Genomic DNA, 26,278 nt, shown 5'->3' with positions numbered 1-26,278 from the left:
TCAAATTTAATTATTTTTTTATTTTTTTCAATTTATTTAATCATTATTCTATAATTTTGGCTAAAACCTATGAAAAATGCGACTTGTAAGAAATTTAACCTTTTTTGCTGGATTGGCTGTCCTTACAGGCTGTTCCAATGACAGTACCTCCGACTTGATTGGAGATCCTATTCCTCCCGGCGCGACCATCACCTACTCTGGAAACGTGGCCGCCATCATCAACAACAACTGCCTGGGATGCCATTCCAATCCTACCCAAAATGGCGCGCCTATGTCTTTAACGACCTACGAATTTGTCAAGCAAGCGATTCAAAATCGTGGTCTTCTTGACCGTATCTCGCGTGACCAAGGTGCCGAAGGAATGATGCCTCTCGGCGGTACCCGATTACCGCAAAGCGCCATCGACATCATCGAACAATGGCAACAGCAAGGATTACAAGAATAAATTAAATAAACCGCTATGAAAAAGAAGATTGAAAAACTCCAAAAAGGTTGCTACCTATTTGTGAGAAAAAAGAGTATTTTGTTTTGTTTGCTGATAACTGCAGCGACGATTTCCGCACAGGAGAAAATGATTACCAAAGCTGGAAAAATTACCTTTGAGGCTTCCGTCCCCGCGTTTGAAGAAGTCAAAGCCACCAACACCACCGCAACCTGCGTACTCAATCCTGCCACAGGCGAAATCGCCAGCCTCGCGCTCATGAAGGGGTTCCGCTTTAAAGTGGCGCTCATGGAAGAACATTTCAATGAGAATTACATCGAAAGCGACAAATTCCCTAAAGCGACTTTCAAAGGAAAAATTGACAATTTTGATGCTTCGGCACTTTCAGGTACAGCCAAAGACTATACGATCAAAGGCAAACTCGAATTGCACGGAAAATCCAAAGACGTAACGATGACCGCAAAAATCCGCAAGACCGATGCCGGCATCGAAATCATCGCCAACTTTAGCGTCAACGCCGACGATTTTGCCATTGCGATTCCTTCGGTGGTCAAGAGCAAAGTCTCGAACAAGGTCAACGTCCATTCCGAATTCGTGGTCAAATAAAAATGAAAATGTCCCATTCAAGGGACATTTTTTTTATACGTTTAATTCCAATTGTCGATTTTGATATCGTGCGGCGACGGTTTTCCCTGGCCGGTTTCGACAAGTTGTTTAAGGCTCAACATAAAGATCGCCCATTTCATGCTGCAATGCGATTTGAATTCGACTTCCTCGGCCCAATTTCGATGGCTGAATAAAACGATGGTATAATCGCCATCCTGATGCAGATCGAAAATGACTTCCGTCCCGATCCATTCGGGCGGGCCCGCCGTGAATTCCCAGCGTACTTTTTTCTCCGGATCGAGCGTCTTTGCCGTAAAATGCATGCTGCCGATCTCGGTTCCTTCCAAAGTGTGAAATCGGGTGACGATTGTCCCTCCAATCTCAGATTTCCCAGTCGTGTCTTGCGTCCACCAACCGGCAATTCCTTGGATGGTGGCCAAAGCCTCATAAACTTTTTGCAAAGGTGCCTTGATGCCGACGCGATGATTGATGTGTACCATTTCTGTTTTTATTTTATATTTTAATTGTACTCAAAACTATTCAGGCATTTCACCATGATGGCCATGTTGGTTTTGGGTTCGTCCTTGAGTTGGCCATTGGCAGTGATTGAATAAAAAACACCTTGCTCTTTGCCCTTGACCAAAAACGTAATGATTTCGATCGGGTTTTCATTGGTCGATTGGAGATGCATGAAATAAGCGTCGTAATTGTTGAGCTTCGTTTTGCCGCTTTCTACCATTTCCAGAGTGGCTTTGTCTTCATGATATTTTCTTGAAGATTCATATTCTTTGTAAAGTGTTGCATTCTTTTGTAGACTTCGGTATTTATACACGCTAATGATTTGTGTGTAGCCACGGGTTGTTTCTGAAAAAGCCGCCGTAATTCCAAGCATCATTTTCTCCGATTCATATCGTTCCGATTTCCAAAACCAATTTTGTGGAATCGTCATTGAAAAATCATTGGACGGATGCGAAATTTTTTCTTTCGGATATTTCACAGGCAAAGCGACATACTCGCGAACAGGCGTGTAATTTTTGGAACACGAACCCAAAAGCAAAAGAAGCAAAAGAAGTGGTAAACCTTTCATATTTGAGCCGTTACTTTCTGATTATTTTTTCGGTCTGCGCATAACCTTCACCGCTGATTTTCACGAAATAAATCCCTTGTGCAAAATCAGAAAAATCCACCGCCGTCTCTTTTGAATGGCAGTTGAATTCGCGCAACAATTTTCCGCTGATGTCAAAAATCTGTACCGATTCGATATCGGTCGCAGCCGAAATATTCAGGTTGCCGCTCACCGGATTCGGATACACCGTCCTATTGGTTTTCGCAAAAGCGGTCGCCGATAAACTGGCATTCGATGCAATCCAACTCGAGGCCAAATTGTTGTCGAGCGCCGTGTCGATCAGTTGCAGATAGCTGCCGTTGCCATCGGCATTGGGCCAAGGCGAGGCATCGAAATATTCAACCGTATCGATCGTATTGCCAAACGAATCGGCCAAAACGAGTTTTTGTTTGCTGTTGGACAGATTGCGCGTGAATTGCCCAAAGGCTGCAAATCCGTAGCGCGCCTCGAAGGTCGCCAAATTGCTCGCGAGATAGACACTTTGGCCCGCTTCGACCGTGGCGGCGGGAAACACATACGAAATGCCCAATTCCTTGAAATAAATCCCGCCCAGGTTGACGGTTTGCGTCCCGGCATTCTTGATTTCGATGAATTCCTGGTCGTTGCTCACCGGAAACGAACCACTGGTCCCGGGATTGTAATTGATGCGGTTGATGACCAACGGCGGCGTAACGATTGCGTTGCAGGCCGAAAAACCTCCCAGGTTGGCCGTCATCCAGTTGATCCTTTGGTACAGCCAGGTCTTGAGGTTATCGATTTCGAGCGCATGGTCCGGAACGGTTCCCCAACGCTCCGCTTCCCTAGGGATCGCCTCGCCGATGTAGGTCACGGTCTGGTCGATGAAAGTGACCAGACTGTTGTGCTTGAGCGGCTGGCCCGCTGCGGTGAGTTCGTTCCATCGTTTGGACAAATAACAGCGAAAAGTGGGATTGACAAACAAATCCCGCCAAAATTTCGCGCCCGTATTGTCGCCGTTGTCAAGCTGCCACACATCGTAATGGCTACGGTCGAGGCCGAAATCGAAAAGGTCGTTGCCATAAGTCAGGTTGTAATCCCAGATCGGGCCGGCCCTGAGCTTGCCGTTGCGGTCTTTGTGGAAATAGGTGCTGAACTGGTAGCTGTCGGCATTAGAGGACAATTCGGACAAGACCATAAAATCGACAAAAGTCGGCACATCGATCACCGAAGGATAGCCGTTCACAAAACTCGTATTGTTGTTGTGTGCTGTCAACCCCAGATTGGTAAACTGGCTGTGGATGTACGCATCCTGTTGCGTAGTCACCTCCTCGGGCTTGGGCAGGTCGTGCAGAAAATCGGTGGTGCCGTTGTAGGAACTCATGCTCCAGGCGACCGGATCGCCGCCCGTGGTCTTGTCCGATTTGGTGATGTAGCCGCCGCTGAGTTCGGGCAAGGCATTATCGGCCGTAGTGATCTTGACCACATTAACGCGGTTCGAATCGGCCTTGATTTTTTCCTGGAACACATACAATCCTTTGTAATCGCCGTTGATGACGACCTCACAGTACTGGGTTCGCGGGGCATAATTCCCGATTTGGCGCGCGAGGTTGTAGGACAAATAATCCCGGATCAACGACGGATCGTAGGCCAATGAATTCAGCACCCAGTCGTTCTCGCTTGGCATTCCCAAAAGACTCACGTTGTTGTTGCTCGTATTGTTGGCCTGCAGCGTGGTCAATCCATATGGCTTTTTGGGCAGCCATTGCGAGGTCGACCCACGGATTTCGATACTGATGCGCCCATTGTAATTGAGGTAAGCCGGCGTGTTCTGGTCGGTCAGGTAATTGCGGCTGCCGTCGGGATGCTTGATGATTTTCATCGTGGCCAGTACGCGCGGATCGTCGGGGATTTCGTAAGGCTGGTTGGTTTCGGGATTGATGTCGGTATTGATGATGACGATCGGCAGGTTGCTGTCGGTGAAATCCTGTGCAAAAACTACGGCGCTTTGGATCACCAACAAGGTCAACAACAGCCGTTTGTAAAGATTCTTCATTGAGGCATTTTTTTAAACTCGAGTAACAAATGTAAGTTATTTTTTGTTTGGTGTTTTAACAAAATAAAGGTTGCACGACCGATGGGTTTCCGTTATCTTTCGGTATGCAAAATCAACCCTTACTTTTAGAACGCCTCGCGCAGGCACCGATTGAAAAAGTCTGGCGGGCGCTCACCGAAATCCAGCAATTGAAACAATGGTTTTTCCCGATGATGGAACATTTCGAACCCCAACCCGGATTTGAAACCGCTTTCGACGTACACCACAACGGCCATGTTTACCCGCACCTGATCAAGGTCGTGGAAGCCGACGCACCACAAAACCTTGCCTACACTTGGCGTTACGGCGGCTATCCTGGGAATTCCATCGTGCGTTTTGAACTGGAAGCCCTCGGCAACCAAACCCAAATCACACTCACGCATGCCGTCACCGAATCTTTTTTTGCTGAACAATATCCCGATTTCTCCGAAAATAATTTTAAATTGGGCTGGACGCATTTCATCGAGGCATTGCAGCAGTTTGCAGCGCGTTGAAGGCAAAACACACAACAGAGAAATGAACCAATCAATAGCAATCACATTTGGCGAGCCGGAACACGGATGGTTGCCGGTCGACTTCAGCTATCGGGATTTCCGTTTGCATTTTACGGCATCCGATGTCTTGAATGATCCAATGGCAGAGCTATACAGCGCCTTGGTCTCATTGGATAGCACCGCACCGCAAAACATCACCTGGTGGCTTGAACCTGAGGCGTATTTTTTCGAATTGGAAAAAGAAGCATCCCATTTTTCATTGACCATAACGGAAACCGAAAACCTTCATAATGGAAAGATGCCCAAAAGACAATTGATCAAAATAACCGGGACCGAAAAAGAAATCATAGCGCCTTTGCGTATTTCATTGAAACAATTTTCCGCAAAAACACATGACAAAAAACATTGGCCCTTTGATTTAAAAAAAGACAATGTGGACAAACTGTAAAATTTCTTTTTAGACCATCAAACCTTTTGTTGAATCGAAAATAACCCACTCCAAATGAACCAAACCCCAGAAACCCTAACAGATACGCAACCAAAAAATAAAATCGTACGCCGCAACTTATTACCCGTTTGGATGAAAATAGGTTGCTGGATATTCATGTTTATGGGCGTCATGGGAATCTTGTGCCTGCTCATCGGTGCCTTTGGTATTCCGGCAGACATGTCGCTTTACGGATATTCGACCAATAAACCTATTTCGTTTATGGGTATTTTTTTGGCTATTGTGATCGGCATAAAAGGCTTTGCGGCTTATAGCCTGTGGTTTGAAAAGTCCAATGCGATTTCAATCGGCAAATTCGATGCGATTCTGGGTTTCGTCTTGTGCGTCATCGCATTGGTGTATTTTCCGTTGGTTCACCATACGATAAGCATCCGGCTTGAAATCCTTTTCCTGATTCCCTATTACAAGGTCCTGAATCGAATGGAATATGCCTGGGAAAATCTCGAAGAACAATAGCACCGACGCCTTCCGGCAAACGAAACTTCCCGACTCCGAACGCGGGTTCACGGTATCCGAAAATTGCTATCTTTGAAAAAACGATTTGCCATGCGCTTGCTGTTGCTGTTGCTGCCCCTGCTGATTTTGTCCTGTAGCCCAGGTAAACCGACCGATTCCCGTGCCGATCAGACAGCCGCGGTCGCTACAGACGAAATCGTATTCCTGACGTTCAAGATCGAAAAAGACAGTTTGTCGCACCAAAATAAAATCACTTTACTGCACCAGACCAAAGCCGCCGGCAAACTCAAGGCTTTTGCCGAAAATGCCGGTACACCGCAGTTTTTGACCGTCGAATTGTTCCAGGGCGAACAATTGTCCAAAAGCTTTACGATAGCCCATCCACTTTACAAACACTTGGAATACCTCGATGCCAACCAACATTTTGCCGTCAAGGAGGCCCAGGTCGACCAGGAGGAATTTTTCTTCCGCATCCAGACCAAAGGAAACGGTTACCGCGTCCGGATTTCCGAAACCTTGAACCACCAACCCAAGACCGAACTCTTAACATTGACCCTCTGATGAAAAAACTGTACCTCCTGCTGTCCCTTTGCCTCTATGCAATCGCCAACGCCCAGACTTTCGAAGTCGAAACCTTGCAATACAAAGGCAGCACCGACCAATTCATCAACATTGCGATCCTTGGCGACGGCTATACCGCAGCGGAGCAGGACCTTTTTATCGAAAAGGCCACCGAACTCAGTGATGCCTTGTTTGCCGAATCGCCCTGGAACCATTACAAGGATTACTTCAATGTATTTGCGATTAAGGTCGTCTCGAACCAATCGGGGGCCAAGCACGCCGGTACGGCCAGTGACTGCAATACGGCTTTTCCGGCCGTTCCGGTCACTGCGCCCGATATTTATTTTGGCAGCCGATTCGATTACCTCGGCATCCACCGGTTGATTGTACCGCAGTTCAATTCGAAAATTGCGTTGGTACTCGCAACCAACCTCCCGAATTACGACCAGGCATTGATCATCGTCAACACGCCTTATTATGGCGGAAGCGGCGGAAACTGGGCCACCTGTACCGTAGACGAGGCGGCCTACGAGATCACCACGCACGAGATGGGACATTCGTTTGCCAACCTCGCCGATGAATATTACGCAGGCGAAATCTATTTCACCGAACGCCCGAACATGACCCAACAAAGCGACCCGGCCTTGATCAAATGGAAAAACTGGCTCACGCCCGACAGCAACGTAGGCATCGAACCGTATTGCTGCGGCGGAACCTCCAGCAGTTGGTTCCGTCCGGTGGACCACCAATGCAAGATGGAATTGCTCGGGACGTCTTATTGCGACGTGTGCCAGCAGACGATCGTGGAAAAAATCCATTCGCTGGTCAATACGATAGTGGCTTATACGCCGACGGCGCTCAACATCGAATCGGGTGAACAGTTCCTCGATTTCCATTTGACCGAATTGATGAAACCGATCCCGAACACGCTGCACATCCAATGGCAACTCGATGCAACAGTTTATGACAACAACAGCGAAACGTTCCAGGTGGACCAAAACACGTTGGCCATCGGCACGCATACGCTTACGGCGACCGTCACCGACAATGCGCAACTGGTTCGCGTGGACAACCACGGCGGTGTGCATTTCAGTACGGTGACCTGGACGATCAACCGAAACGCGTTGGCCACCAATGTCTTTTCTTCGGGAAACAAAATCGGTTATGCGGTCTATCCGAATCCGACGAGTTCGGTCGTGAATGTGGCTTTGGAGTTGGAAAAATCGGCCAGAGTTTCGATCCGTTTGCTGACATCTGATGGGAAAATCCTGGAGGAAATAGCCGAAAAAACCATCGCCGAAGGGAGTTTTACCCAATCCATCAACACCGAAAAACTATCGGCCGGGACTTATTTTGCCGTAGTCAAAATCGACGGTGCCGAATACACCCAGCCAGTGCTCAAAAAATAATCCGCCAGCGGGATGCAAAAGCTCGCAAGATTTTAGCTAAATTTGAGAGACCGCTCAACCACTAAAGAACAATATACATGGACAGTTTTATTCTAGGCGAAGACATCAAGGTCATGTGCATCACGGCAACCGAATTTCCCGACGGAATCGAGCGCGCGCACATCCAACTACACGCCATGCTTGCGGAAAAAGAACGTCGCCGCTTTTTCGGGATTTCCTGGCGAAAGGAAAACGGCGAAATCATCTACAAGGCTGCCGCCGATGAAATGGCTGCGGGCGAAGCCGAAAAATTGGGGCTCGAAACCTTCACGATCAAGAAAGGCCCCTACAATTCGTTTTACATCAGGGATTTTATGCAGGACGTGGGCAGCATCAAACGTGCATTCAAACTGTTGCTTTCGCAGCACGAGGTCGATCCTGACGGCTACTGCCTCGAATGGTACATTGGCGATAACGACGTGAAATGCATGGTGCCGCTGGGTCCCGATTACCAGGATTACACCGGACTCAACAAGGAATAGTTTCGCAAATCCCACCTTTATTTGTCGCACGCATACCGTTGGGTTGAAAGACCGGCAGCATAATTTTGTCCTGTAACAATCTGAAAAAAATATCATGGAAACCAAAAACAAAATGATCACCGTAGAAGCGACCGTCAATGCTCCGGTGGCAAAAGTATGGGCCTATTGGTCAGCACCCAAACACATCACCCAATGGTGCCAGGCGTCTCCCGATTGGCATGCGCCCAAAGCCGAAAACGACTTGCGTACCGGCGGCACTTTCAGTACGACGATGGCCGCGAAAGACGGCAGCATGAGTTTTGATTTCGGCGGCGTGTACGACGATGTAGTCGAACACCAGCACATCGCCTACACCATGGGCGACGGCAGGACAGTCGATATTACTTTCACCGCCAGCGGTGACCAGACGCATGTACGCGAAACTTTCGAAATGGAAAGCATGAATCCCGAAGAAATGCAACGCGGTGGTTGGCAAGCGATCCTCGACAGCTTTAAAAATTATACGGAAACGAATTGATCGGTTTCGTTTTAAAAAAACAGCGCCTCGATTAAAGGCGCTGTTTTTTTTTATCGTCTGATGCTTTCCAAAAAACGCATCGTAGGTTCTTTGTAACTCGCACCAATCGGGATCTCAATACCTTTCACATCAATCTCATGATTCGTAAAAGCCGTAATGTGACGCGTATTGATCAGGAACGAACGGTGCACCCGCAGGAATTTCGTGGAATCGAGTTCGAGCTCGATGTCGCCGATTTTGTACTTGAACACAATCGGGTTGCCGCCCACGCAAAAAATCTTGATGTAATCCTTGAGGCTTTCGATGTACAGGATGTCATCGGTGTTGATCTTGTAATTCTTGACCCCCGATTTGAGTACGACAAACGGATCGGCCGGCGCAGTTTCTGGCTTGACCTTAGCATTTTGCTGCACCACCAAAAACTTGTCCACGGCTTTAAAGAAACGTTCAAACGTTATGGGTTTCAATAAATAATCGACCACGCCGATGTCGTAGCTTTCCAATGCAAAATCGCGATAGGCCGTCGTCAGGATGGTCTTGGGCGGATGCTTGAGGTTGCGCAGGAATTCGATCCCGGTCATGTTGGGCATCTTGATGTCGAGGAACAGCAAATCGATCGGCTGGCTGTTCAAAATCTCGAACGCCTTGAGCGCATTGTTGCACGTGGCCGCGACCTCAAAGCCTTCCATTTTTTCGAGGTGCTTTTCGATGAGTTTGATCGCGAGCGGCTCGTCATCGACGAGTAGGCATTTAATTTTCATGGCCATCGGTATTGATTTTTAAAACGACTTTGAAGGAACCCGAAGTGCACTGGGTTTCCATCGCATAGCGGTCTTCATAAACCAGGTCAAGCTGTTTGCGGATGTTCGACAAGCCGATGCGTTCTTCCTTGACCATGTAGTCGCCCGAAACCGTATTGCTGATTTGGGCCCTGAAAAACTTCGGATGGCTTTCGATCTGGATGTCGATCTTTGGCGAACCGCTGTCCTCGCCTGCCCCATGCTTGAATGCATTTTCGACCAATGACAATAAAATGAGCGGCGGCAATTGGATTTCGCGCTGCACATCGGCGACCAAAGTGACTTCCAGCCGTTCGTCATAACGCAATTTCTCGAGTTCGATGTAATTGCGCAACAGGTTGATTTCACTCGAAAGACCTACTTTTTCCTCATTGCATTTGTACAAAATATGGTCGAGGATTTCGGATAATTTCCCGATGGCCTGTGGGGTTTTGGGCGAATTGTACAATGACAGCGAATAAATGTTGTTGAGCGTGTTGAACAAGAAATGCGGGTTCAATTGTGCCTTGAGCGTCTTGAGTTCGGCTTCGGTTTTTTGTTTGCTGAGCAGGATTTCCTTGTCCTTGCTGCGTTTGTAATCGAGGAAATACTTGACGAACAAAAACTGGAACGACACCGTGTAGACCACCGGCAGGTAATTGAAACACAGTTTCCCCAAATCGGTCATGATTTCCTGGATCGATTCCTGCTCGAACGGACGCGGCCTGACGAGTTCCTCACCCACGTGTACCGTTAAGATCCTGGCCAGCATCGGGAACAGGTACAGTGCAAGCGCCGCCAATAGACAGGCCATGACATACCGTTTCTTGAAAACGAATTTCGGGATCAGGAAATAGGCGAAGAAATACGCGGCCATCATCTGTGGGATGTGCAAACAGGCGTTCATGATCATCGTCACCGGGAATGTATCGTTGTCGAGCATCCCAAGCGGAATGTAGGTGATGAAAATGACGACCCAAAACAGCAGATGCCGCATGAGTCGGTGGGTTTGCAGGTAATCGATTATTTTTTTCCGGTATTCCATCTTTTCGATAATGGCCATAAAGATACAGGAGATTCGTTGTTTTTGGGAATGCAATCGACCAAACCCGCATTTTTCGACCTAAATACTTTGGTTTTGGTCCCCAATGATGGATTTTACCCAAAAACTCCCTTTTCATCTTCAAAAGGGCGGTTTGTGTCGACGGGCGTAGGAACATGGCTGTTTATTTTGACCTTTGACCCATCAACCAATTTTCATCAATCATGCAATCAATCAACGAACAGTTTAAAAATCGCTTGGGAAAAATCATCCTCGTTTTTTCCCTCCTTTGCAGTTCCGGAGTAATCGCCCAGGAACGGCATAAGATTGCCGGCAAAGTCCTTGAAAAAGACAACAAAGCCGCGATCGAGTTTGCCAATGTTTCAATCATCAACACTTCCAACCTGCCGGTTTCATCGACCGCCACCGATGCCAAGGGCGCCTTCGAATTGTCGGTTGCGCCCGGAACCTATGTGCTCAAAATCGACTTTATGGGATTCAAACCCATTTCGATCGACTTGACGGTACAAAGCAATCAGATCTTGGCGCCCATCTATTTGGCACCCGAAGCGGTCGAATTGCAGGCCGTCCAACTCAACACCGAAAAATCGACGATCGAGCACCAACTCGACAAAAAGGTTTTCAACGTCGGGAAAGACTTGGTTTCCAAAGGCGGTACGGCCAACGATCTGCTCAACAATGTGCCCTCGGTGAGCGTCAATGCCAGCGGCGTGGTGGCTTTGCGCGGCAACTCGGCGGTGCGCATCCTGATCAATGGCAAGCCATCGGTCTTGACCGCCAACAACGGGCTCGAACAGATCCCGTCGGAGAACATCGAAAAGGTCGAAGTCATTACCAATCCGTCGGCGCGCTACGATTCGGAAGGCACGGCGGGCATCATCAACATCGTGCTCAAGAAAAACAAGGCGGGCGGGTTCAGCAGTTCGGTATCGGCCACGACCGGCATCCCGGACAATCATGCCTTGGGCTACAACATCAGTTACAAGACTTCCAAGATCAACCTGTTCAGCGATTTCCGTTACCGCTACATGACTTGGCTCGGTTATGAAAAGGCGTTGCGCACGAATTACCTGGAGAATTCGATTTTGGATCAATACGTCGACAACGAGCGCAGCAACCGCACGGCCAACATCTACCTCGGCGGCGACTATTACATCAACGACAAGAACACGCTCACCTTGAGTTATTACTACCGCAACAACACGGGCAAGAACTCGGTCGATTATTCGTTTGATTATTTCGATTTGAACCAAATGCCGACACAGCTCACGCGTGCCAACGAACGGTACCGCGAGCCACAGGAAGCCAACCAGATCGAACTCAATTATGTCAAGAATTTCGAAAACGAGAAGAAGAAATTCACCGTCAACCTGCAATATGATTTCTGGAACGATGACGAAAATGAAACCGTCAATGAACAGCAATGGTTCCCGACTTATGTGCCAAGATCGATCAAAAGCCGCGACATCGAGAGCAGCAAGGATTTTTTGTTCCAGTCGGATTACACGGTCCCGGTGGGTCAAAAATCGAAAGTCGAGCTCGGACTCAAAGGCGAAATCCGCGACATCGACAGCGATTATAAGGTATGGGACAATGGCGTGTTCGTCGACAGCCTTACCAATGTGCTGCATTACCGCGAACGCATTTTTGGCGCCTATGTGCAATATGCCGGTGCGTTCAAAAAACTGCAATACCTTTTTGGATTGCGTACCGAACACGCCGATACCGGAAGCGACGATGTGCTCGGCCAGTTCAACATCGACAAGAAATACACCGATCTGTTCCCGACGGCCCACTTCACCTACAGCTTTACCGACGATTACAATGTGCAGCTCAGTTACAGCCGCCGCATCCAACGCCCGCGTTTCTGGCAGCTCAATCCATTTGGCGGGATTGCCGACCGCAGGAACATCACCATCGGAAACCCTGACCTGGATCCAATGTATACGAATTCGTATGAACTCAGTACATTGATCAAATGGAAATCGCTGAGCATCAACCCAAGCATCTACCACCAATACTCGACAAATTTATTCGAAGACACCTATTACACCAATCCGGGCGGCGTGCTGGTTTCGCAACAGGTCAATACCGGAAGCGAAAGCCGTTGGGGTGCCGAACTGAGCCTGACGTACAATGCCTTGAAATGGCTCACCTTGTCTGGTGAGATGAATTACTACAACTTCGAGCAAAAAGGGATTTTCCGCGTATCGGACCAAGCGTTTACCTCGAGGATAAATGCCCGACTCAAACACAAAACCTGGAGTGGCCAGGCCGGTTTCAATTACCAGGGCCAGCGCAACACCGGGCAAACTTTTGTCGATGCGCAATATTGGATGGACCTCGGCATCGGCAAGGATTTATGGAGTGAAAAAGTTACGGTGACGCTACGGGCCGACAACCTGCTTGACTCCAGGGCATACAAAGGTTATGTTTCGGGAGACGATTACAATTCCCGGTTCGAAAGCAAAAACAAAGGGCCGCGCGTGTCAGCTACGGTAACCTACCGCTTCAACCGCAAGAAAAATGATCGCGAGCGCCAACCCGATTAAACGACCACTTGATCTTTCGACCTGAGCCACAATGCCGCTGCATTTGTGGCTTTTTCATTTCCAGCGACACCGACGAAAAAGTGGAATCAATTAAATAATAACCCGAAGGTCACAAATAATAAGTGGGTTACTTTTGAATGGCAAACATCATTTACATTTGTTGCAGATAACTTAAAGCACCTCGTTTTGAAAAGTCCGTTACACCAAGCCATACTCATTTTCGCATTCGGCGCCAGCAGTTTGGCCCTTGCGCAAAATACCGAGGCCGACAGCCTCAGACGCGTTTTGCGTGTGGCGAAGACCGATACGGCCAAGGCGAACATCTACAACCACCTGGCCAGCCAATTTGCCTCGAGCAACCCCGATTCGACGACTTTCTATGCTGATATGGCCGGCTCGCTTTCGGCTAAAATCAACTACGGATTTGGAATCGCCAACGCGCAGATCAATAAAGGAAACGTAGCAATCATCATCGGGAAACTCGACGAAGCCTTGTTGCATTTCAAAAAAGCGCAGCGTTTGTATGAAAGCCTGGTCGAGGAAAATCCAAATGAGAAGTCTTTCAAGAACGGGCTGGCACGTGCCTTTGCGAGCGAAGGCATTGTGTATTCGCAACAGAGCAACTATTACATGGCGCTCGAGAATTACCAGAAAGCGCTCAAATTGTATGAGGAAGTCGGACAGAAAGTCAACATTTCCAAAGCGCTCAACAACATTGGGATTGTTTACAAGGCGCAGCTCAATTACCCCAAAGCACTCGAATATTTCAAGCGCGCGCACAAAATCCAACGCGAAATCGGTGAACAGAATGAAGCCGTTACATTGACCAACATTGGTGTCATCTATTTCGAGACCCGGCAAGACCAAGAAGCCATCCAATATTACAACCAGGCCAAGATATTGTTCGAGGAAAACGGAAACAAATACGGATTGGCGCTCGTGAGCAATTACATGGGCGATTATTACAGCAAACAATTGAATTTCCGGTTGGCGCTCGATTTTTACCAGAAGTCTACCGAATTGTATGATGCGATGCAGAACAAATTCGGGGCATCGTTGGCGCTGTACAATATCGGGAAACTGCATGCCGGCCAGAAACAATATGCCGAAGCGATGCCGTTTGCGCAGAAATCGCTCGCCTATGCCAAAGAAATAGGCGTACTCGACCAGACGTACCATTCGGAAAAACTCGTGAGCGATCTGTACAATTTCCTCGGCGACCCGGCCAAATCGCTCGAGCATTACAAGAATTACATCGCGGCGCGCGACAGCATCACCAATCAAGAAATGAACAAGAAATTCGCCTTGGCCGAAATGAATTTCGAATACAAGCAAAAGGAAGCGCTGCTCAACGAAAAGAACAAACGCCAGACACAGTTTACGATTTTTGCGATTTTGGGAACCATACTGTTGATCGGGCTCATCTTAGTGATTTACAACCGAATGCAGGTCAAACGCCGATTGACGCTGCAGAAGGAAGTCGCCGAATACGAACAGAAAGCGTTGCATTTGCAAATGAATCCGCATTTCGTGTTCAACTGTCTCGGTGCGATTTCGAGTTTCATTGTGCAGAACGGCACCGATTCGGCGCTCAAATATTTGTCGAAATTTTCGAAACTGATGCGACTCACGCTTGAATATTCGAAAGGGTCGCTGATTCCGATCGACAAGGAAATCGAAAGTTTGCGCAACTACCTCGAGCTCGAACAATTGCGTTTCAACCACAAATTTGACTTCACGCTGGAATCGAGCGACAAAGTCGAATTCAACATGGGATTGCCACCGTTGCTGATCCAGCCGTTCGTGGAAAATGCGATTCTGCACGGCTTGGTCCCAAAGGACGGCATCGGTAAAATCGAAGTGCATTTTGATGTGCAGAACGGCCAATTGCTGTGCACGGTGACCGACGACGGCATCGGTTTGTCGGAATCGAAAAATTTAAAGGAAAATTCGGTGACCGCGCACAAATCGATGGCGCTTGAGATCACGAGAAAACGTTTGGAAATCATGGAATCGACCACGTCCAAATCGGCACAAATTGACATTGCAGAAAGAGAAAACCAATCGGGTACACGAGTAACGTTGCGTTTGCCCATCCAATATATCCAATAAACCCCAATTATGATTACAGCTTTATTAGTCGACGACGACCAACATTTGAGAACCGGTTTGAAAGGTCTTTTGGACCGATACACGAACGACATTGCCATTATCGGGGAAGCCGACAGTGTCAAGACAGGAATCGAAGCCATTGAGAAACTACGGCCGCAGGTGATTTTCCTCGACATCCATTTGACCGATGGAACCGGGTTTGACATTTTGGAGCGCCTCAAACAGGCGACCGGCAAAATCAACGCGCACATCGTGTTCATCACGGCGCATGAGCAATATGCGGTCAAGGCGTTCAAATTCAGCGCGCTCGACTTTTTGCTCAAGCCCGTCGATTTTGAGGAATTGCAGCAGACGATCGCCAAGATCAAGGAAGCCGTCGGCAAGAACAGTTCGTTCGAACACATCGATTTGTTGCTCGAGAACATCCGCAAGAAAGTCGACAACTACAAACGGATTGCGCTCTCGACCAGCGACGGCATCCATTTGTTTGACGTGGCCGACATCATCCGTTGCGAGGCGAAAATCAATTACACCCAATTCTTCATCAAAAATCACAAACCGATTTTGATCTCGAGGACGCTCAAGGAATATGAAGAATTGTTGACCGAGCATGGTTTTGAAAGGATCCACCAATCGCATTTGATCAATTTGTCCTATCTCAAATCGTACATCAAGAACGATGGTGGCTATGTGATCATGGCCGACAACACGCACATCCCGATCGCGCAGAGCAAAAAAGAAAAGTTGCAGGAATTGATCCGGTCGCTTTAACCCCAAAAAAAGAAATTATGAACACGCTAAGTAAAATAACAAAAATGAAAAGAATAGTATTCTTGCTGCTGCTTTTGGCCGGAACGGCGCAGGCGCAGATCGTGAATATCCCTGACGCCAATTTCAAGGCGAAATTGCTCGAGGCCGATGTGACCAACAACATCGCGATGAATGCATCGGGGAATAACATGAAAATCGATACCAACAACGATGGTGAAATCCAACAGAGTGAGGCTTTGGCCGTTTACCGACTCCGGTTTTTGCAAGCCAACGTCATTAACCCGACCGGGTTGTCGAGTTTTACGAATTTGACGCATTTGGAATGCAGCGGCAACATCATCTTCAACCTCGATTTGAGTGCGTTGACCAATTTGACGCAATTGAATTGCAGTGCCAATTTCCTGCAAACGATTGACGTGAGCGCACTGACCAACCTGACACAATTTTCGTGTGACAGCAACCGCCTGACCAGCATCACCGGTTTGGAGAACCTGACCAATCTTGTTAGACTGAGCTGCTCCAGCAACCGGTTGACAAGCCTTGACATGACGCATTCCCCGGGCCTGATATTGTTGCTTTGCCAAAGCAATCTGTTAACAAGCCTCAATGTGGCAGGATTGTCCCAAGTTTCGATCCTGATGTGCAGCAGCAATAAATTGCCGGCACTCGATTTGACCGGCATGACCAACCTCCAGATCCTCGAAGCCAACAACAATGAATTGGCCAGCCTGAACGTTTCGTCCCTGGCCAACCTCGAATCGCTCAATGTTTTTTACAACCATCTGACCAGCCTCGATTTGAGCCAAAATACGCCATTGGAATTTTTAAGCTGCGGGGAAAACAATATTCCGGTACTGAACCTGAATGGGTTGACCAACCTGAACAGTCTGGAATGTTCGTATCTTCCGAACAACGCTGTCATCAACGCACTCAATACGACCGCGCTCGCAGGGTTCCAATACGCGGGTTCGAACACGGTCTTGACGCTGAACGGATTCCCGAATGCGCAAAGCATTTTCCTTACCTTGCCCAATACGACCGTGACCGTGAATGTGAGCGGAATGAATGCCAACACTGACCTAATGTTGTACCAGAACAACCTGACGAGCCTGACGATCAATGCCACCGGCACCACGTACCTCAAATCGGTTAATTGCTTCAACAACCAATTGACAACACTCAGTTTGAACGGGTTGACCAACCTCAGCGAATTGATTTGCCGCAACAACAAACTGACGACCTTGAGCCTGACCGGATTGACCGCGCTGACCAATCTCGATTTGGGGATGAACAAGGTAACGACGCTTAATCTGGCCGATACGCCGAACCTCAAATACCTCAATTGCAACAACAACAAATTGACGGCCCTGAACATCGCGGGATTAACGCAACTCGAATTCCTCGATTGTTCGAACAATGCCTCGACCGATATCGTGGGGAACCAAATTCCTTCGTTGGCACTGTCCGGTTTGACGAACCTGAAGTACCTCGACTGCTCGAACTATATGTTCAACGGGATATTGGGTGCCTTGGGCAACACGATTACCTCGCTTGATGTGAACGGGTTGACGCAAATGGAACAGCTCAAATGCTCGAAAAACAACATCCCGACCTTGGTGGTCAACGGCTTGACACACTTGACGCAGTTGGATTGTTCGTACAATTTATTGACGAGCCTTGATTTGATTGGTTTGACCGATTTGACGCACCTCAATTACAGCAACAACAGCCTGTCGAATTTGAACATGACCGGATTGGTCAACATCACCGAATTGAACTGTGCCAACAACCAAATCGAGACGCTGACCGTGGTAGACATGCCGAACCTGACCAAATTGACCTGTTCCAACAACAACCTCGAAACACTCGACCTGAGCGGATTGAACTTGATCACCTCTTTGATTTGCGACAACAACGAATTGACCGACCTCAATGTGGACAACATGCCCAACCTGTTCACGCTGATTACCAACAACAACCCGTTGGGAACTTTGAATGTCAATCATTTGTCCAATCTGGCCTATCTGCAATGTTCGGGCAACGGCCTGACGACACTTACCGTAGATGCATTGTCCAACCTGCAGCACCTCAATTGCACCGGCAACAACCTGATCAATCTGGACCTGGGCACATTGACCAACCTGTATGAATTGTCCTGCGATTTCAATGCGTTGACCAACTTGAGCGTCAACAACCTGCCATTGCTCAGGAGCTTGAGCTGCAGCAACAACAACTTGACCGCACTCGACATCAGTAGCTTGGCCAACCTCGAGTCGCTAGATTGCCGTTCCAACAGCATCACTGGCCTGACGCCAGCCGCTGCAGAAAATTTCCGTGTACTGGCCTGCAACAACAACGCCATCACTACACTCGACGTGAGTATGTTGCCAAGATTGACCGACTTCCTTTGCAACAACAATCTGCTGACGACCTTGAACATGAAGAACGGCAGTTACGAGACCAATTTCAATGCCTCAAACAACCCAACGCTAACTTACATCTGCGTAGACGACATGCAAGCGGGCAGTGTGCAATCGCAATTGAATGTGTGGGGCATGACCTCTACCGTAAGCAACTCTTATTGTTCATTCACACCGGGCGGTCCGCACAATACCGTCATGGGGACGACGATTTTCGATGGCAACAACAACGGCTGCAACCTCAACGATCCATTGCACCCGAACATCCGCATCGACATCACCGATAATTTCGGCAACACCGGAAGTGCCTTCACCGATCTTAACGGCAATTGTACGTTCTATACCGAAGCGGGCAATTACACTATTTTCCCTAACATCGAAAACGCCTCGGCTTTCAACATTTCGCCGGCGAGCGCTGCAATCAACTTCCCGAACAATAACAACAATGTGAGTGCGCAGAGTTTCTGTTTGTCACCCAACGGCAACCATCCGGATGTAGAAGTAGCCATCTCACCGGTTGGCCCTGCCCGTCCCGGTTTTGACGCAGAATACAAAGTCGTTTATAAAAACAAAGGAAACCAAACGCTTTCAGGCGACATCACACTCACTTTTGAAGACGACAAGATCGATTTCATTTCGGCCGACCCAACCGAACAAAGCCAGGCAGGCGGTAACCTGACTTGGTCTTACAGCGGACTGTTGCCTTTTGAAACGCGCAGCATCCACGTGATTTTCAATGTCAATTCGCCTGTGGAAACGCCACCGGTCAACAATGGAGATTTGCTCGTTTTCTCGGCAACGGTGACACCGGTTTCGGGAGATGAAACCCCTGCCGACAATGACTTTTCATTGAACCAAACCGTGGTCGGTCCATTTGACCCGAACGACAAGACCTGTCTTGAAGGCGATACGGTTTCGACCGAGCAGATCGGGCAATACCTGCACTACACAATCAATTTCGAAAACCTCGGTACGGCCGAAGCGGTCAACGTCATTGTCAAAGACGTCATCGACACCAACACGTTCGACATCAACTCTTTGCAAGTCATGTATGCCTCGCACGAAATGCAGGCGGCCATCCGCGGCAATGTGGTGGAATTCATTTTCCGCAACATCAATTTGGCACCGGTAGCGGGCGATCCACCGGTAGGCGGACACGGAACGATCCTGTTCAAAGTCAAGACCTTGCCAACACTCGAAAATGGCAGCATCGCCGAGAACACGGCCAACATCTATTTCGATTACAATGCACCAGTAGAGACCAACACGGCCCGGACGACTTTCTCTACTTTGAGCACCCCGGAATTCACGCTCGACCAAAGTGTGGTCTTGCACCCGAACCCGGCCAGCGATTTTGTCAACATCAGTTGCGACAGCGCAATCAAATCGGTAGAGTTGTTTGACATTCAAGGAAGATTGCTGCAAACTTCGATCGAAAACAAAAAACAAATACGCCTCGACATCTCAGGTCAGTCGACCGGCATCTATTTTGCCAGGATCACGACCGAGAAAGGCAAGCGCGTCGAGAAAATAATCAAGGAGTAGTAAGTTTAGATTTCAAAAATTGGTTGAAAGGGCCTCGGTACATCCGGGGCCTTTTTGTAGGTTTGAATGAGAATTCGCCGGTTTTGGATTAGAATTCGATTGGATTTGTTGGGATTTTTTTAACTATCTTTCCACCGTTATGTATGAGGAAACGGAACCTGAACAGGAACCGATCATCTTCAAAGTTTTAAAAATTTGAGCAATAAAAAATCCCCGAGTCATTCCGGGGATTTTTTTGTTGTTATTACTTGCTCAGGTACATTTTCCTTCTCGAATACAACTCGTAGAACTGGTCGTCCTTGAGGTCATCGATGAACAAGATGCTCTCGCCCGTCGATTTCATTTCCGGCCCGAGCGCCTTATTGACATTCGGGAATTTACTGAATGAGAACACCGGTTGCTTGATCGCATAGCCCTTGAGCTGTGGGTTGAAGGTAAAATCGGTGACTTTTTTCTCGCCGAGCATGACCTTGGTCGCATAATTCACATACGGTTCGCCATAGGCTTTGGCGATAAACGGAACGGTACGCGACGCACGTGGGTTGGCTTCGATGATGTACACCGTATCGTCCTTGATCGCGAACTGAATGTTAATCAATCCGACTGTTCTGAGTGCCAAAGCGATTTTCTTCGTATGGTCCTTGATCTGCTGCATCACGAATTCACCGAGGTTGAACGGCGGCAAGGTCGCATTCGAATCGCCCGAGTGGATGCCGCACGGCTCGATGTGCTCCATGATCCCGATGATGTAGACGTTCTCGCCATCGCAGATCGCATCGGCTTCGGCTTCGATTGCACCGTCAAGATAGTGGTCCAAAAGCAATTTGTTGCCCGGAATATTTTTGAGCAAATCGATGACGTGCTCCTCGAGTTCCTGTTTGTTGATGACGATTTTCATGCCTTGGCCGCCCAAAACGTACGACGGACGTACGAGTAACGGGAAATCCAAAACGTCTGCAAGAGCCGAAGCCTGGTCGGCATTCTCGGCTACCCCAAATTTCGGAAATGGGATTTTGAGTTCGGTCAAGAGTTCCGAGAATCGTCCGCGGTCTTCGGCCAAATCGAGCGCATCGAATGAAGTACCGAGGATCTTGATGCCGTATTTCGACAATTTTTCGGCCAGTTTCAAAGCGGTCTGTCCACCGAGCTGTACGATGACGCCTTCGGGTTTTTCGTGACGGATGATGTCGTAAATGTGTTCCCAGAATACCGGCTCGAAATACAGTTTATCGGCCGTATCGAAATCGGTCGAAACCGTCTCGGGGTTGCAGTTGATCATGATGGTTTCGTAGCCGCATTCTTTGGCCGCCAATACGCCGTGCACACACGAATAATCAAATTCGATCCCTTGCCCGATGCGGTTCGGGCCAGAGCCCAACACGACGACTTTTTTCTTATCGGTCACCACGCTTTCGTTGGCGACGAATTTCTTGCCGTCTGCGGTTTCGATTTCGGCTTCGAAGGTCGAATAATAGTAAGGGGTTTGCGCCTTGAATTCGGCAGCACAGGTATCAACGAGTTTGTACACGCGGTTGATGTTCATCGTCTCTCGCAGTTTGTACACCTGGCTTTCGAGACAGCCCATCATGTGTGCGATCTGGCGGTCGCCGTAGCCTTTCTGTTTGGCTTCGAGCAACAGTTCGCGCGGCAAAGTGTCGACTTTGTATTGGGATATTTCCTTTTCGATCAGGTACAATTCCTCGTATTGCTTGAGGAACCATAGGTCGATTTTGGTGATTTCGTGGATTCTTGAAAGCGGGATGCCCATCTGGATCGCATCGTAGATGACGAACACACGGTCCCAGCTCGCATAGGTCAGTTTTTCGATGATCTGCTCGTAATTCTTGTAGCCTTTGCCGTCGGCACCGATACCGTTGCGTTTGATTTCAAGCGATTGGGTCGCCTTGTGCAATGCTTCCTGGAACGAACGTCCGATGCCCATCACCTCGCCCACCGATTTCATCTGCAAGCCCAAAGTCCTGTCGGAACCTTCGAATTTGTCGAAATTCCAACGTGGGATTTTGACGATGACGTAGTCCAAAGTCGGTTCGAACAAGGCCGAAGTCGATTGGGTGATCTGGTTTTGGAGTTCGTCGAGCGTATAACCGAGCGCGAGTTTAGACGCGATTTTGGCAATCGGGTAACCCGTCGCTTTCGACGCGAGCGCCGATGAACGCGATACGCGCGGGTTGATTTCAATGGCGACAATATCTTCTTTTTCATCAGGCGAAACGGCAAACTGTACGTTGCATCCGCCCGCAAAATTTCCGATCGAGCGCATCATCAGAATCGCCATGTCGCGCATTTTCTGGAAGGTCGAATCCGATAAAGTCATCGCCGGGGCCACCGTAATCGAGTCGCCGGTATGGATGCCCATCGGGTCCATGTTTTCGATCGAACAGATGATGACGACGTTGTCGTTCTTGTCGCGCAACAATTCCAATTCATATTCTTTCCAACCCAGCAAAGCCTTGTCGATCAAGACTTCGTGAATCGGCGAAGCTTCGAGACCGCGCGTGAGCAATTCGTCGAAATCTTCTTTTTTGTGAACGAAAGCCGCACCGGTTCCGCCGAGCGTAAACGATGGACGGATCACGAGTGGAAATCCGAATTCCTGCGCGATTTCTTTGCCTTTTAAAAATGAGGTCGCGGTCTTGGCCGGCGCCGCCCCAACGCCGATGCGCTCGAGCAATTGCTTGAACTGCTCGCGGTCTTCGGTGATGTTGATGGCATTGACGTCTACCCCGATCAGTTTGACGTTGAAATCTTCCCAGATGCCTTTTTCATCGGCTTCGAGGCAAAGGTTGAGCGCCGTTTGGCCACCCATGGTCGGGAGCACTGCGTCGATTTGCGGATGTTCCTTTAAAATCTCAATGATCGATTTGGTCGTAAGCGGTTTGAGGTATACGTGATCGGCCATCGATGGGTCGGTCATGATTGTTGCGGGATTCGAGTTGATCAGGATGACCTCGATGCCTTCCTCGCGGATCGAACGCGCCGATTGCGAACCGGCATAATCGAATTCGCACGCCTGCCCAATCACAATGGGACCTGAACCTATAATGAGAACCGATTTGATGGAATTGTCTTTTGGCATTGTATGTAGTTAGTTGTTTTTTAGTTGTATTGTTTAATTAGATAATGAGTCAATTAGAAAATTAGATAATTTTTGTTTTGCGTTGAAAATTGTGTTTTACCAATCATTTTCTAATTGACCAATTTTCTAATTTTCTAATTCTAGCCCCGATTGCAGCGGCATCCTTTTGCGGAGTTTACGAAGCAAAAGATAGAGCGAAAAGCGGGAAATAGCTCCTAAATATTTCGCAACAAGATATAAAAAAAGGCGGTACTAATCGAAGTAACGCCTTGTTTTATGCTCTTATCGAACATTATTTTTTGTGTCTTGGCTCAGATGAAACAGTCAATTTGTGACGTCCTTTGGCACGACGACGCGCGAGCACTTTTCTTCCATTCGCAGTCGCCATTCTGTCCATAAAACCGTGTTTATTTCTTCTTTTTCTTTTCGATGGTTGAAACGTTCTTTTGCTCATTGCTTTATGTCTTTAAATCTTATTAATCTTAGTGCGAGATTGGTTTTGTGTTAAACCGGGTGCAAATATAGGAAGTTTTTTTTTGTTGGCAAGTGGTTTTTAAAATTATTTTTTCGAAGCTTTTTCCCGCTATTCGTTTCAATCTTTTGCTTCGTAAACTCCGCAAAAGGATTTCCACTGCTATCGGGGCTATCGCTGCCGCGAGGGCCTACTTTTGTCTGGCAACAAAAGTAGCAAAAATGCCTGGCGCGCAATCGTTCGGCGACCTGCTATTTTCTCGATTCGGAAATGAAATGAACTCGCTTCGCTCAAACAGCATTTCATTTCTACGAATCTTCGAAAAGCAGGTGCCCGCCTGCCACAATCAAAGCGCGCGGCCTCACGAAGAACACTTGTTGGTAATTGAAAATCTATCTTCGCTTGGGACAGAAAATCGTCGAATTCTCGAGGAATGTTCTTAGTAGGATTTTTGGCGCTTCGTCAGAAAGCCAAAAATAAATTAGGCAGTTCCTAACTAGTCCGACTTCAAATTAGAATCGTAAAAAACAGCGAGAAAGCGCTAGCGAGCATGCCTGGAGTTGAGCCGGCAAGGCGAACGGCTTGGCATGCGCAGCCAGCTTTGAGGTAGTTTTTGAGATTCTAATTTGAGAGCTACGCACTTTTGCTTCTTTTGTTGCGAGACAAAAGAAGATAATGTACCTTTGCCCCGCAAAAACACAAAAAAATGTTTCACAGATTTATCAAACTCATATTAGCCGCACTCATCATCATTACCGGCATTTGGCAAATGGCCGAAAACAACATCGGCAACGGGATTTTCCTGATTTTGCTCTCGGCGATCCCGATTTTCCTTTACTTCAAGAACGAATTTATTTTGCTCGCTTTTTTACGTCTCCGCAAACAGGATTTCGCGGGCGCACAGAAATGGCTGGCCTACATCAAAAATCCCGAAACGGCTTTGGTCAGAAAACAACAAGGCTACTTTAATTACCTGCACGGCATCATGAATTCGCAAACGAATTTGATCCAGGCCGAGAAGTATTTCAAAAAAGCCGTCGAGCTCGGATTGTCAATGGACATGGACATGGCCGTGGCCAAACTGAACCTCGCCGGAGTAGCCTTAACCCGCAGAAGAAAACTCGAAGCGACCAACCTTTTGAACGAAGCCAAGAAACTCGACAAACACAATATGCTCAAGGATCAGATCACGATGATGAAGGAGCAGATGAAGAAAATGTAGGTAAAATTCAGTTTACCAAACCATTAAGCCATTCCTAAACGAATGGCTTTTTTATGTTAAATTTCGGACGGTTTGAATTTCGTATGATTTAATTTGTTAATATTGTTACATATTAATCAATAAATTAACAAATTATGAGATTAATAATACTTCTTTTAACCGTTTTGTTGTTTCAGTCTTCCTTCTCCCAAGACAAAGTGGTTTACTTCTCCGACGCCATTAAAAGCAACATCAAAAAGTACAACAACGACAGCGACAAGGCTTTTGAAACTGGAGACATCCAAGCCGGTCAGGCGCTTTTCGATTCATTGGTCAAGAACAAGCTCGTCGGGTCTAAATTTGACGATTACTCCTTTAAGTCGGTCAACAGCCGCAAGGTGAAACTCAGCAAACTCAAGAAACCGGTTTTCATCATCACTTATTCTTCCTGGTGCGTCATCGGCAAAGGTGAAATCCAAGCGCTCAATAAACTGGTCCGCAAATACGACAAAGAAGTCCAATTCATCGCGGTGTTTTGGGACACCAAAAGCGACACCAAAAAGATTGCGCGCAAATTCAACAACAAAATCAAAGTCTGTTATGCGAATGAATCGTACAAAAACGACGCAAGAATTGTAGCGACCTTAAAACACACGCTCGGTTTCCCGACTTCGTATTATTTGAACAGCAATCTCGAAGTAGTCGACATCAAGCGCGGCGGCATCACACTTCCGCCCAGGACGAGCAACAAGGTCGCTTTTGAAATGAACTACCGCCTGTTCAACGAACGGCTTGATATTTTTCTCGACAAACAACAAACCGCTGTCACGCAATTGGCGTCAGTCACCGAATAATTGCTTGAACAATTTTCAAACCCGAAAAAATCTTTTAACTTTAATCCGGAATCAACACAAACATGTTCGGATATTGGAATTGAAAGACAAAAAAATTATTGCCGTTATTGCACACCCCGATGACGAAACCCTTGGCTGCGGCGGATTATTGAGCAAAGCCTCCCGATTGGGCGCAGATTGCAAAGTGGTTTTACCGCTTAAGCGTACCAATGAAAGAAAAACCGACAGTTGGTTGGATGAAATCGACCATTTCAAACTGGCCTGCAAACAATTGGGTGCAACTCCTGTTATTTTAGACGACTTGATCAGCGATGAACTCGCTTCATCAAATATTCAAAAAATCGCAAAGTCCATTAGTGAGCATGTCGCTTGGGCCGATCTGGTACTGTGCCACTGGAAAGGCGACATACACCATGCCCATCAATCGATAGCCAAAGCGGTGGAATTGGCCACAAGACCTTTTCGTACTGCCAAAACAGTAATGTGTTTTGAAATCCCTACCTCTACCGAACAAGGTTTCGAGAACACCTTCAATCCCAATTGCTTTGTGCTGCTTGATGAAACCGACAACGGCAACAAAAAAATGGCCATGTCCCATTACCAAACGGAAATTTTTCCGGGACGCACGCCGGACGACCTCGAATGGCAAATGCGCTACCGCGGAAGCCAAACCGGATCTAAGTATGCGGAAGCCTATACCATAGTAAGATATTTTTTGTAAC

General features: G+C 47.8%; 23 protein-coding genes. 16 read left to right on the top strand and 7 right to left on the bottom strand.

From position 1 onward, the window contains the following. Positions 1-76: 76 nt before the first annotated feature. Together QM717_RS04775 and QM717_RS04770 are read left to right on the top strand one after the other, a co-directional pair. Positions 77-445 carry a hypothetical protein gene (locus QM717_RS04775; protein ID WP_415035374.1) on the top strand — a complete coding sequence of 123 codons (369 nt, stop codon included), beginning with the start codon at positions 77-79 and terminating at the stop codon, positions 443-445. 15 nt (positions 446-460) lie between these two features. Next, positions 461-1,048 (top strand): YceI family protein, encoded by a 588-nt coding sequence (locus QM717_RS04770; protein WP_415035372.1) that lies wholly within the window; start codon positions 461-463, stop codon positions 1,046-1,048. A 41-nt stretch (positions 1,049-1,089) separates the two neighbouring features. Here the strand turns inward: QM717_RS04770 and QM717_RS04765 are convergent, their stop codons facing one another. Genes QM717_RS04765 through QM717_RS04755 form a run of 3 tightly spaced genes read right to left on the bottom strand, consistent with a single transcriptional unit; the run spans position 1,090 to position 4,185 of the window. Beyond that, on the bottom strand, positions 1,090-1,548 hold the full coding sequence (locus tag QM717_RS04765; RefSeq protein WP_415035370.1) for an SRPBCC family protein: 459 nt from the start codon (positions 1,546-1,548) through the stop codon (positions 1,090-1,092). 20 nt (positions 1,549-1,568) lie between these two features. Next, positions 1,569-2,135, bottom strand: coding sequence for a hypothetical protein (locus tag QM717_RS04760; protein ID WP_415035368.1), 567 nt, complete (start codon positions 2,133-2,135; stop codon positions 1,569-1,571). A gap of 10 nt (positions 2,136-2,145) precedes the next feature. Next, entirely contained in the window at positions 2,146-4,185 is a 2,040-nt protein-coding gene (locus QM717_RS04755; protein WP_415035366.1) for a CotH kinase family protein, read from the bottom strand. Positions 4,186-4,289: 104 nt separating this feature from the next. Here QM717_RS04755 and QM717_RS04750 point away from each other — a divergent pair, with 104 nt between their 5' ends. The 7 genes from QM717_RS04750 to QM717_RS04720 all read left to right on the top strand — a co-directional run bounded on the left by QM717_RS04750 (position 4,290) and on the right by QM717_RS04720 (position 8,690). Continuing rightward, positions 4,290-4,718: an SRPBCC family protein gene (locus QM717_RS04750; protein ID WP_415035364.1), complete on the top strand. Its 429-nt coding sequence runs from the start codon at positions 4,290-4,292 to the stop codon at positions 4,716-4,718. Beyond that, entirely contained in the window at positions 4,705-5,166 is a 462-nt protein-coding gene (locus tag QM717_RS04745; RefSeq protein WP_415035362.1) for a hypothetical protein, read from the top strand. The genes QM717_RS04750 and QM717_RS04745 overlap by 14 nt, the downstream gene beginning before the upstream one ends. A gap of 132 nt (positions 5,167-5,298) precedes the next feature. Next, positions 5,299-5,682, top strand: coding sequence for a hypothetical protein (locus tag QM717_RS04740; RefSeq protein ID WP_415035360.1), 384 nt, complete (start codon positions 5,299-5,301; stop codon positions 5,680-5,682). Positions 5,683-5,754: 72 nt separating this feature from the next. Beyond that, positions 5,755-6,243 (top strand): hypothetical protein, encoded by a 489-nt coding sequence (locus QM717_RS04735; RefSeq protein WP_415035358.1) that lies wholly within the window; start codon positions 5,755-5,757, stop codon positions 6,241-6,243. Next, positions 6,243-7,652 carry a M64 family metallopeptidase gene (locus QM717_RS04730; protein WP_415035356.1) on the top strand — a complete coding sequence of 470 codons (1,410 nt, stop codon included), beginning with the start codon at positions 6,243-6,245 and terminating at the stop codon, positions 7,650-7,652. The genes QM717_RS04735 and QM717_RS04730 overlap by 1 nt, the downstream gene beginning before the upstream one ends. A gap of 77 nt (positions 7,653-7,729) precedes the next feature. Next, a complete protein-coding gene (locus QM717_RS04725) occupies positions 7,730-8,173 on the top strand; it encodes a hypothetical protein (protein WP_415035354.1) in 444 nt (147 codons plus the stop codon). A 94-nt stretch (positions 8,174-8,267) separates the two neighbouring features. Continuing rightward, complete coding sequence (locus QM717_RS04720) at positions 8,268-8,690, top strand: SRPBCC family protein (RefSeq protein ID WP_415035352.1); 423 nt, start codon at positions 8,268-8,270, stop codon at positions 8,688-8,690. 50 nt (positions 8,691-8,740) lie between these two features. Here the strand turns inward: QM717_RS04720 and QM717_RS04715 are convergent, their stop codons facing one another. Together QM717_RS04715 and QM717_RS04710 are read right to left on the bottom strand one after the other, a co-directional pair. Next, positions 8,741-9,457, bottom strand: a complete 717-nt coding sequence (locus QM717_RS04715) for a LytR/AlgR family response regulator transcription factor (protein ID WP_415035350.1) — start codon at positions 9,455-9,457, stop codon at positions 8,741-8,743. Next, the gene (locus QM717_RS04710; RefSeq protein WP_415035348.1) at positions 9,441-10,532 is read right to left on the bottom strand and encodes a sensor histidine kinase; all 1,092 of its coding nucleotides are present in this window, start codon (positions 10,530-10,532) and stop codon (positions 9,441-9,443) included. Before QM717_RS04710 ends, QM717_RS04715 begins: the two co-directional genes overlap by 17 nt. A gap of 203 nt (positions 10,533-10,735) precedes the next feature. Here QM717_RS04710 and QM717_RS04705 point away from each other — a divergent pair, with 203 nt between their 5' ends. The 4 genes from QM717_RS04705 (at position 10,736) to QM717_RS04690 (ending at position 19,932) form a co-directional block, all read left to right on the top strand. After that, positions 10,736-13,084, top strand: a complete 2,349-nt coding sequence (locus tag QM717_RS04705) for a TonB-dependent receptor domain-containing protein (RefSeq protein WP_415035346.1) — start codon at positions 10,736-10,738, stop codon at positions 13,082-13,084. 186 nt (positions 13,085-13,270) lie between these two features. Continuing rightward, on the top strand, positions 13,271-15,196 hold the full coding sequence (locus QM717_RS04700) for a tetratricopeptide repeat protein (RefSeq protein ID WP_415035344.1): 1,926 nt from the start codon (positions 13,271-13,273) through the stop codon (positions 15,194-15,196). Positions 15,197-15,205: 9 nt separating this feature from the next. Beyond that, a complete protein-coding gene (locus QM717_RS04695; RefSeq protein WP_415035342.1) occupies positions 15,206-15,967 on the top strand; it encodes a LytR/AlgR family response regulator transcription factor in 762 nt (253 codons plus the stop codon). A 44-nt stretch (positions 15,968-16,011) separates the two neighbouring features. Beyond that, positions 16,012-19,932 (top strand): T9SS type A sorting domain-containing protein, encoded by a 3,921-nt coding sequence (locus QM717_RS04690; protein ID WP_415035340.1) that lies wholly within the window; start codon positions 16,012-16,014, stop codon positions 19,930-19,932. 244 nt (positions 19,933-20,176) lie between these two features. On the opposite strand, the gene carB is transcribed toward QM717_RS04690, so the two are convergent. Both carB and rpmH read right to left on the bottom strand, forming a co-directional pair. Beyond that, positions 20,177-23,029, bottom strand: coding sequence for a carbamoyl-phosphate synthase large subunit (gene carB / locus QM717_RS04685; protein ID WP_415035338.1), 2,853 nt, complete (start codon positions 23,027-23,029; stop codon positions 20,177-20,179). A gap of 292 nt (positions 23,030-23,321) precedes the next feature. Next, complete coding sequence (rpmH, locus tag QM717_RS04680; RefSeq protein WP_091142558.1) at positions 23,322-23,483, bottom strand: 50S ribosomal protein L34; 162 nt, start codon at positions 23,481-23,483, stop codon at positions 23,322-23,324. A 724-nt stretch (positions 23,484-24,207) separates the two neighbouring features. On the opposite strand from rpmH, the gene QM717_RS04675 reads away from it, so the two are divergent. The 3 genes from QM717_RS04675 to QM717_RS04665 all read left to right on the top strand — a co-directional run bounded on the left by QM717_RS04675 (position 24,208) and on the right by QM717_RS04665 (position 26,277). After that, on the top strand, positions 24,208-24,723 hold the full coding sequence (locus tag QM717_RS04675) for a DUF2892 domain-containing protein (RefSeq protein ID WP_415035335.1): 516 nt from the start codon (positions 24,208-24,210) through the stop codon (positions 24,721-24,723). Between the two features lie 134 nt (positions 24,724-24,857). Beyond that, a complete protein-coding gene (locus QM717_RS04670; protein WP_415035333.1) occupies positions 24,858-25,556 on the top strand; it encodes a TlpA family protein disulfide reductase in 699 nt (232 codons plus the stop codon). 73 nt (positions 25,557-25,629) lie between these two features. Beyond that, the gene (locus tag QM717_RS04665) at positions 25,630-26,277 is read left to right on the top strand and encodes a PIG-L deacetylase family protein (RefSeq protein WP_415035331.1); all 648 of its coding nucleotides are present in this window, start codon (positions 25,630-25,632) and stop codon (positions 26,275-26,277) included. Position 26,278 lies beyond the last annotated feature (1 nt).

It is taken from the genome of Flavobacterium sp., from assembly GCF_047602195.1.
GTDB lineage: Bacteria > Bacteroidota > Bacteroidia > Flavobacteriales > Flavobacteriaceae > Flavobacterium.
The sequence above is the reverse complement of the archived record's forward strand: the minus strand, read 5'-3'. Positions and strand labels throughout refer to the sequence as shown.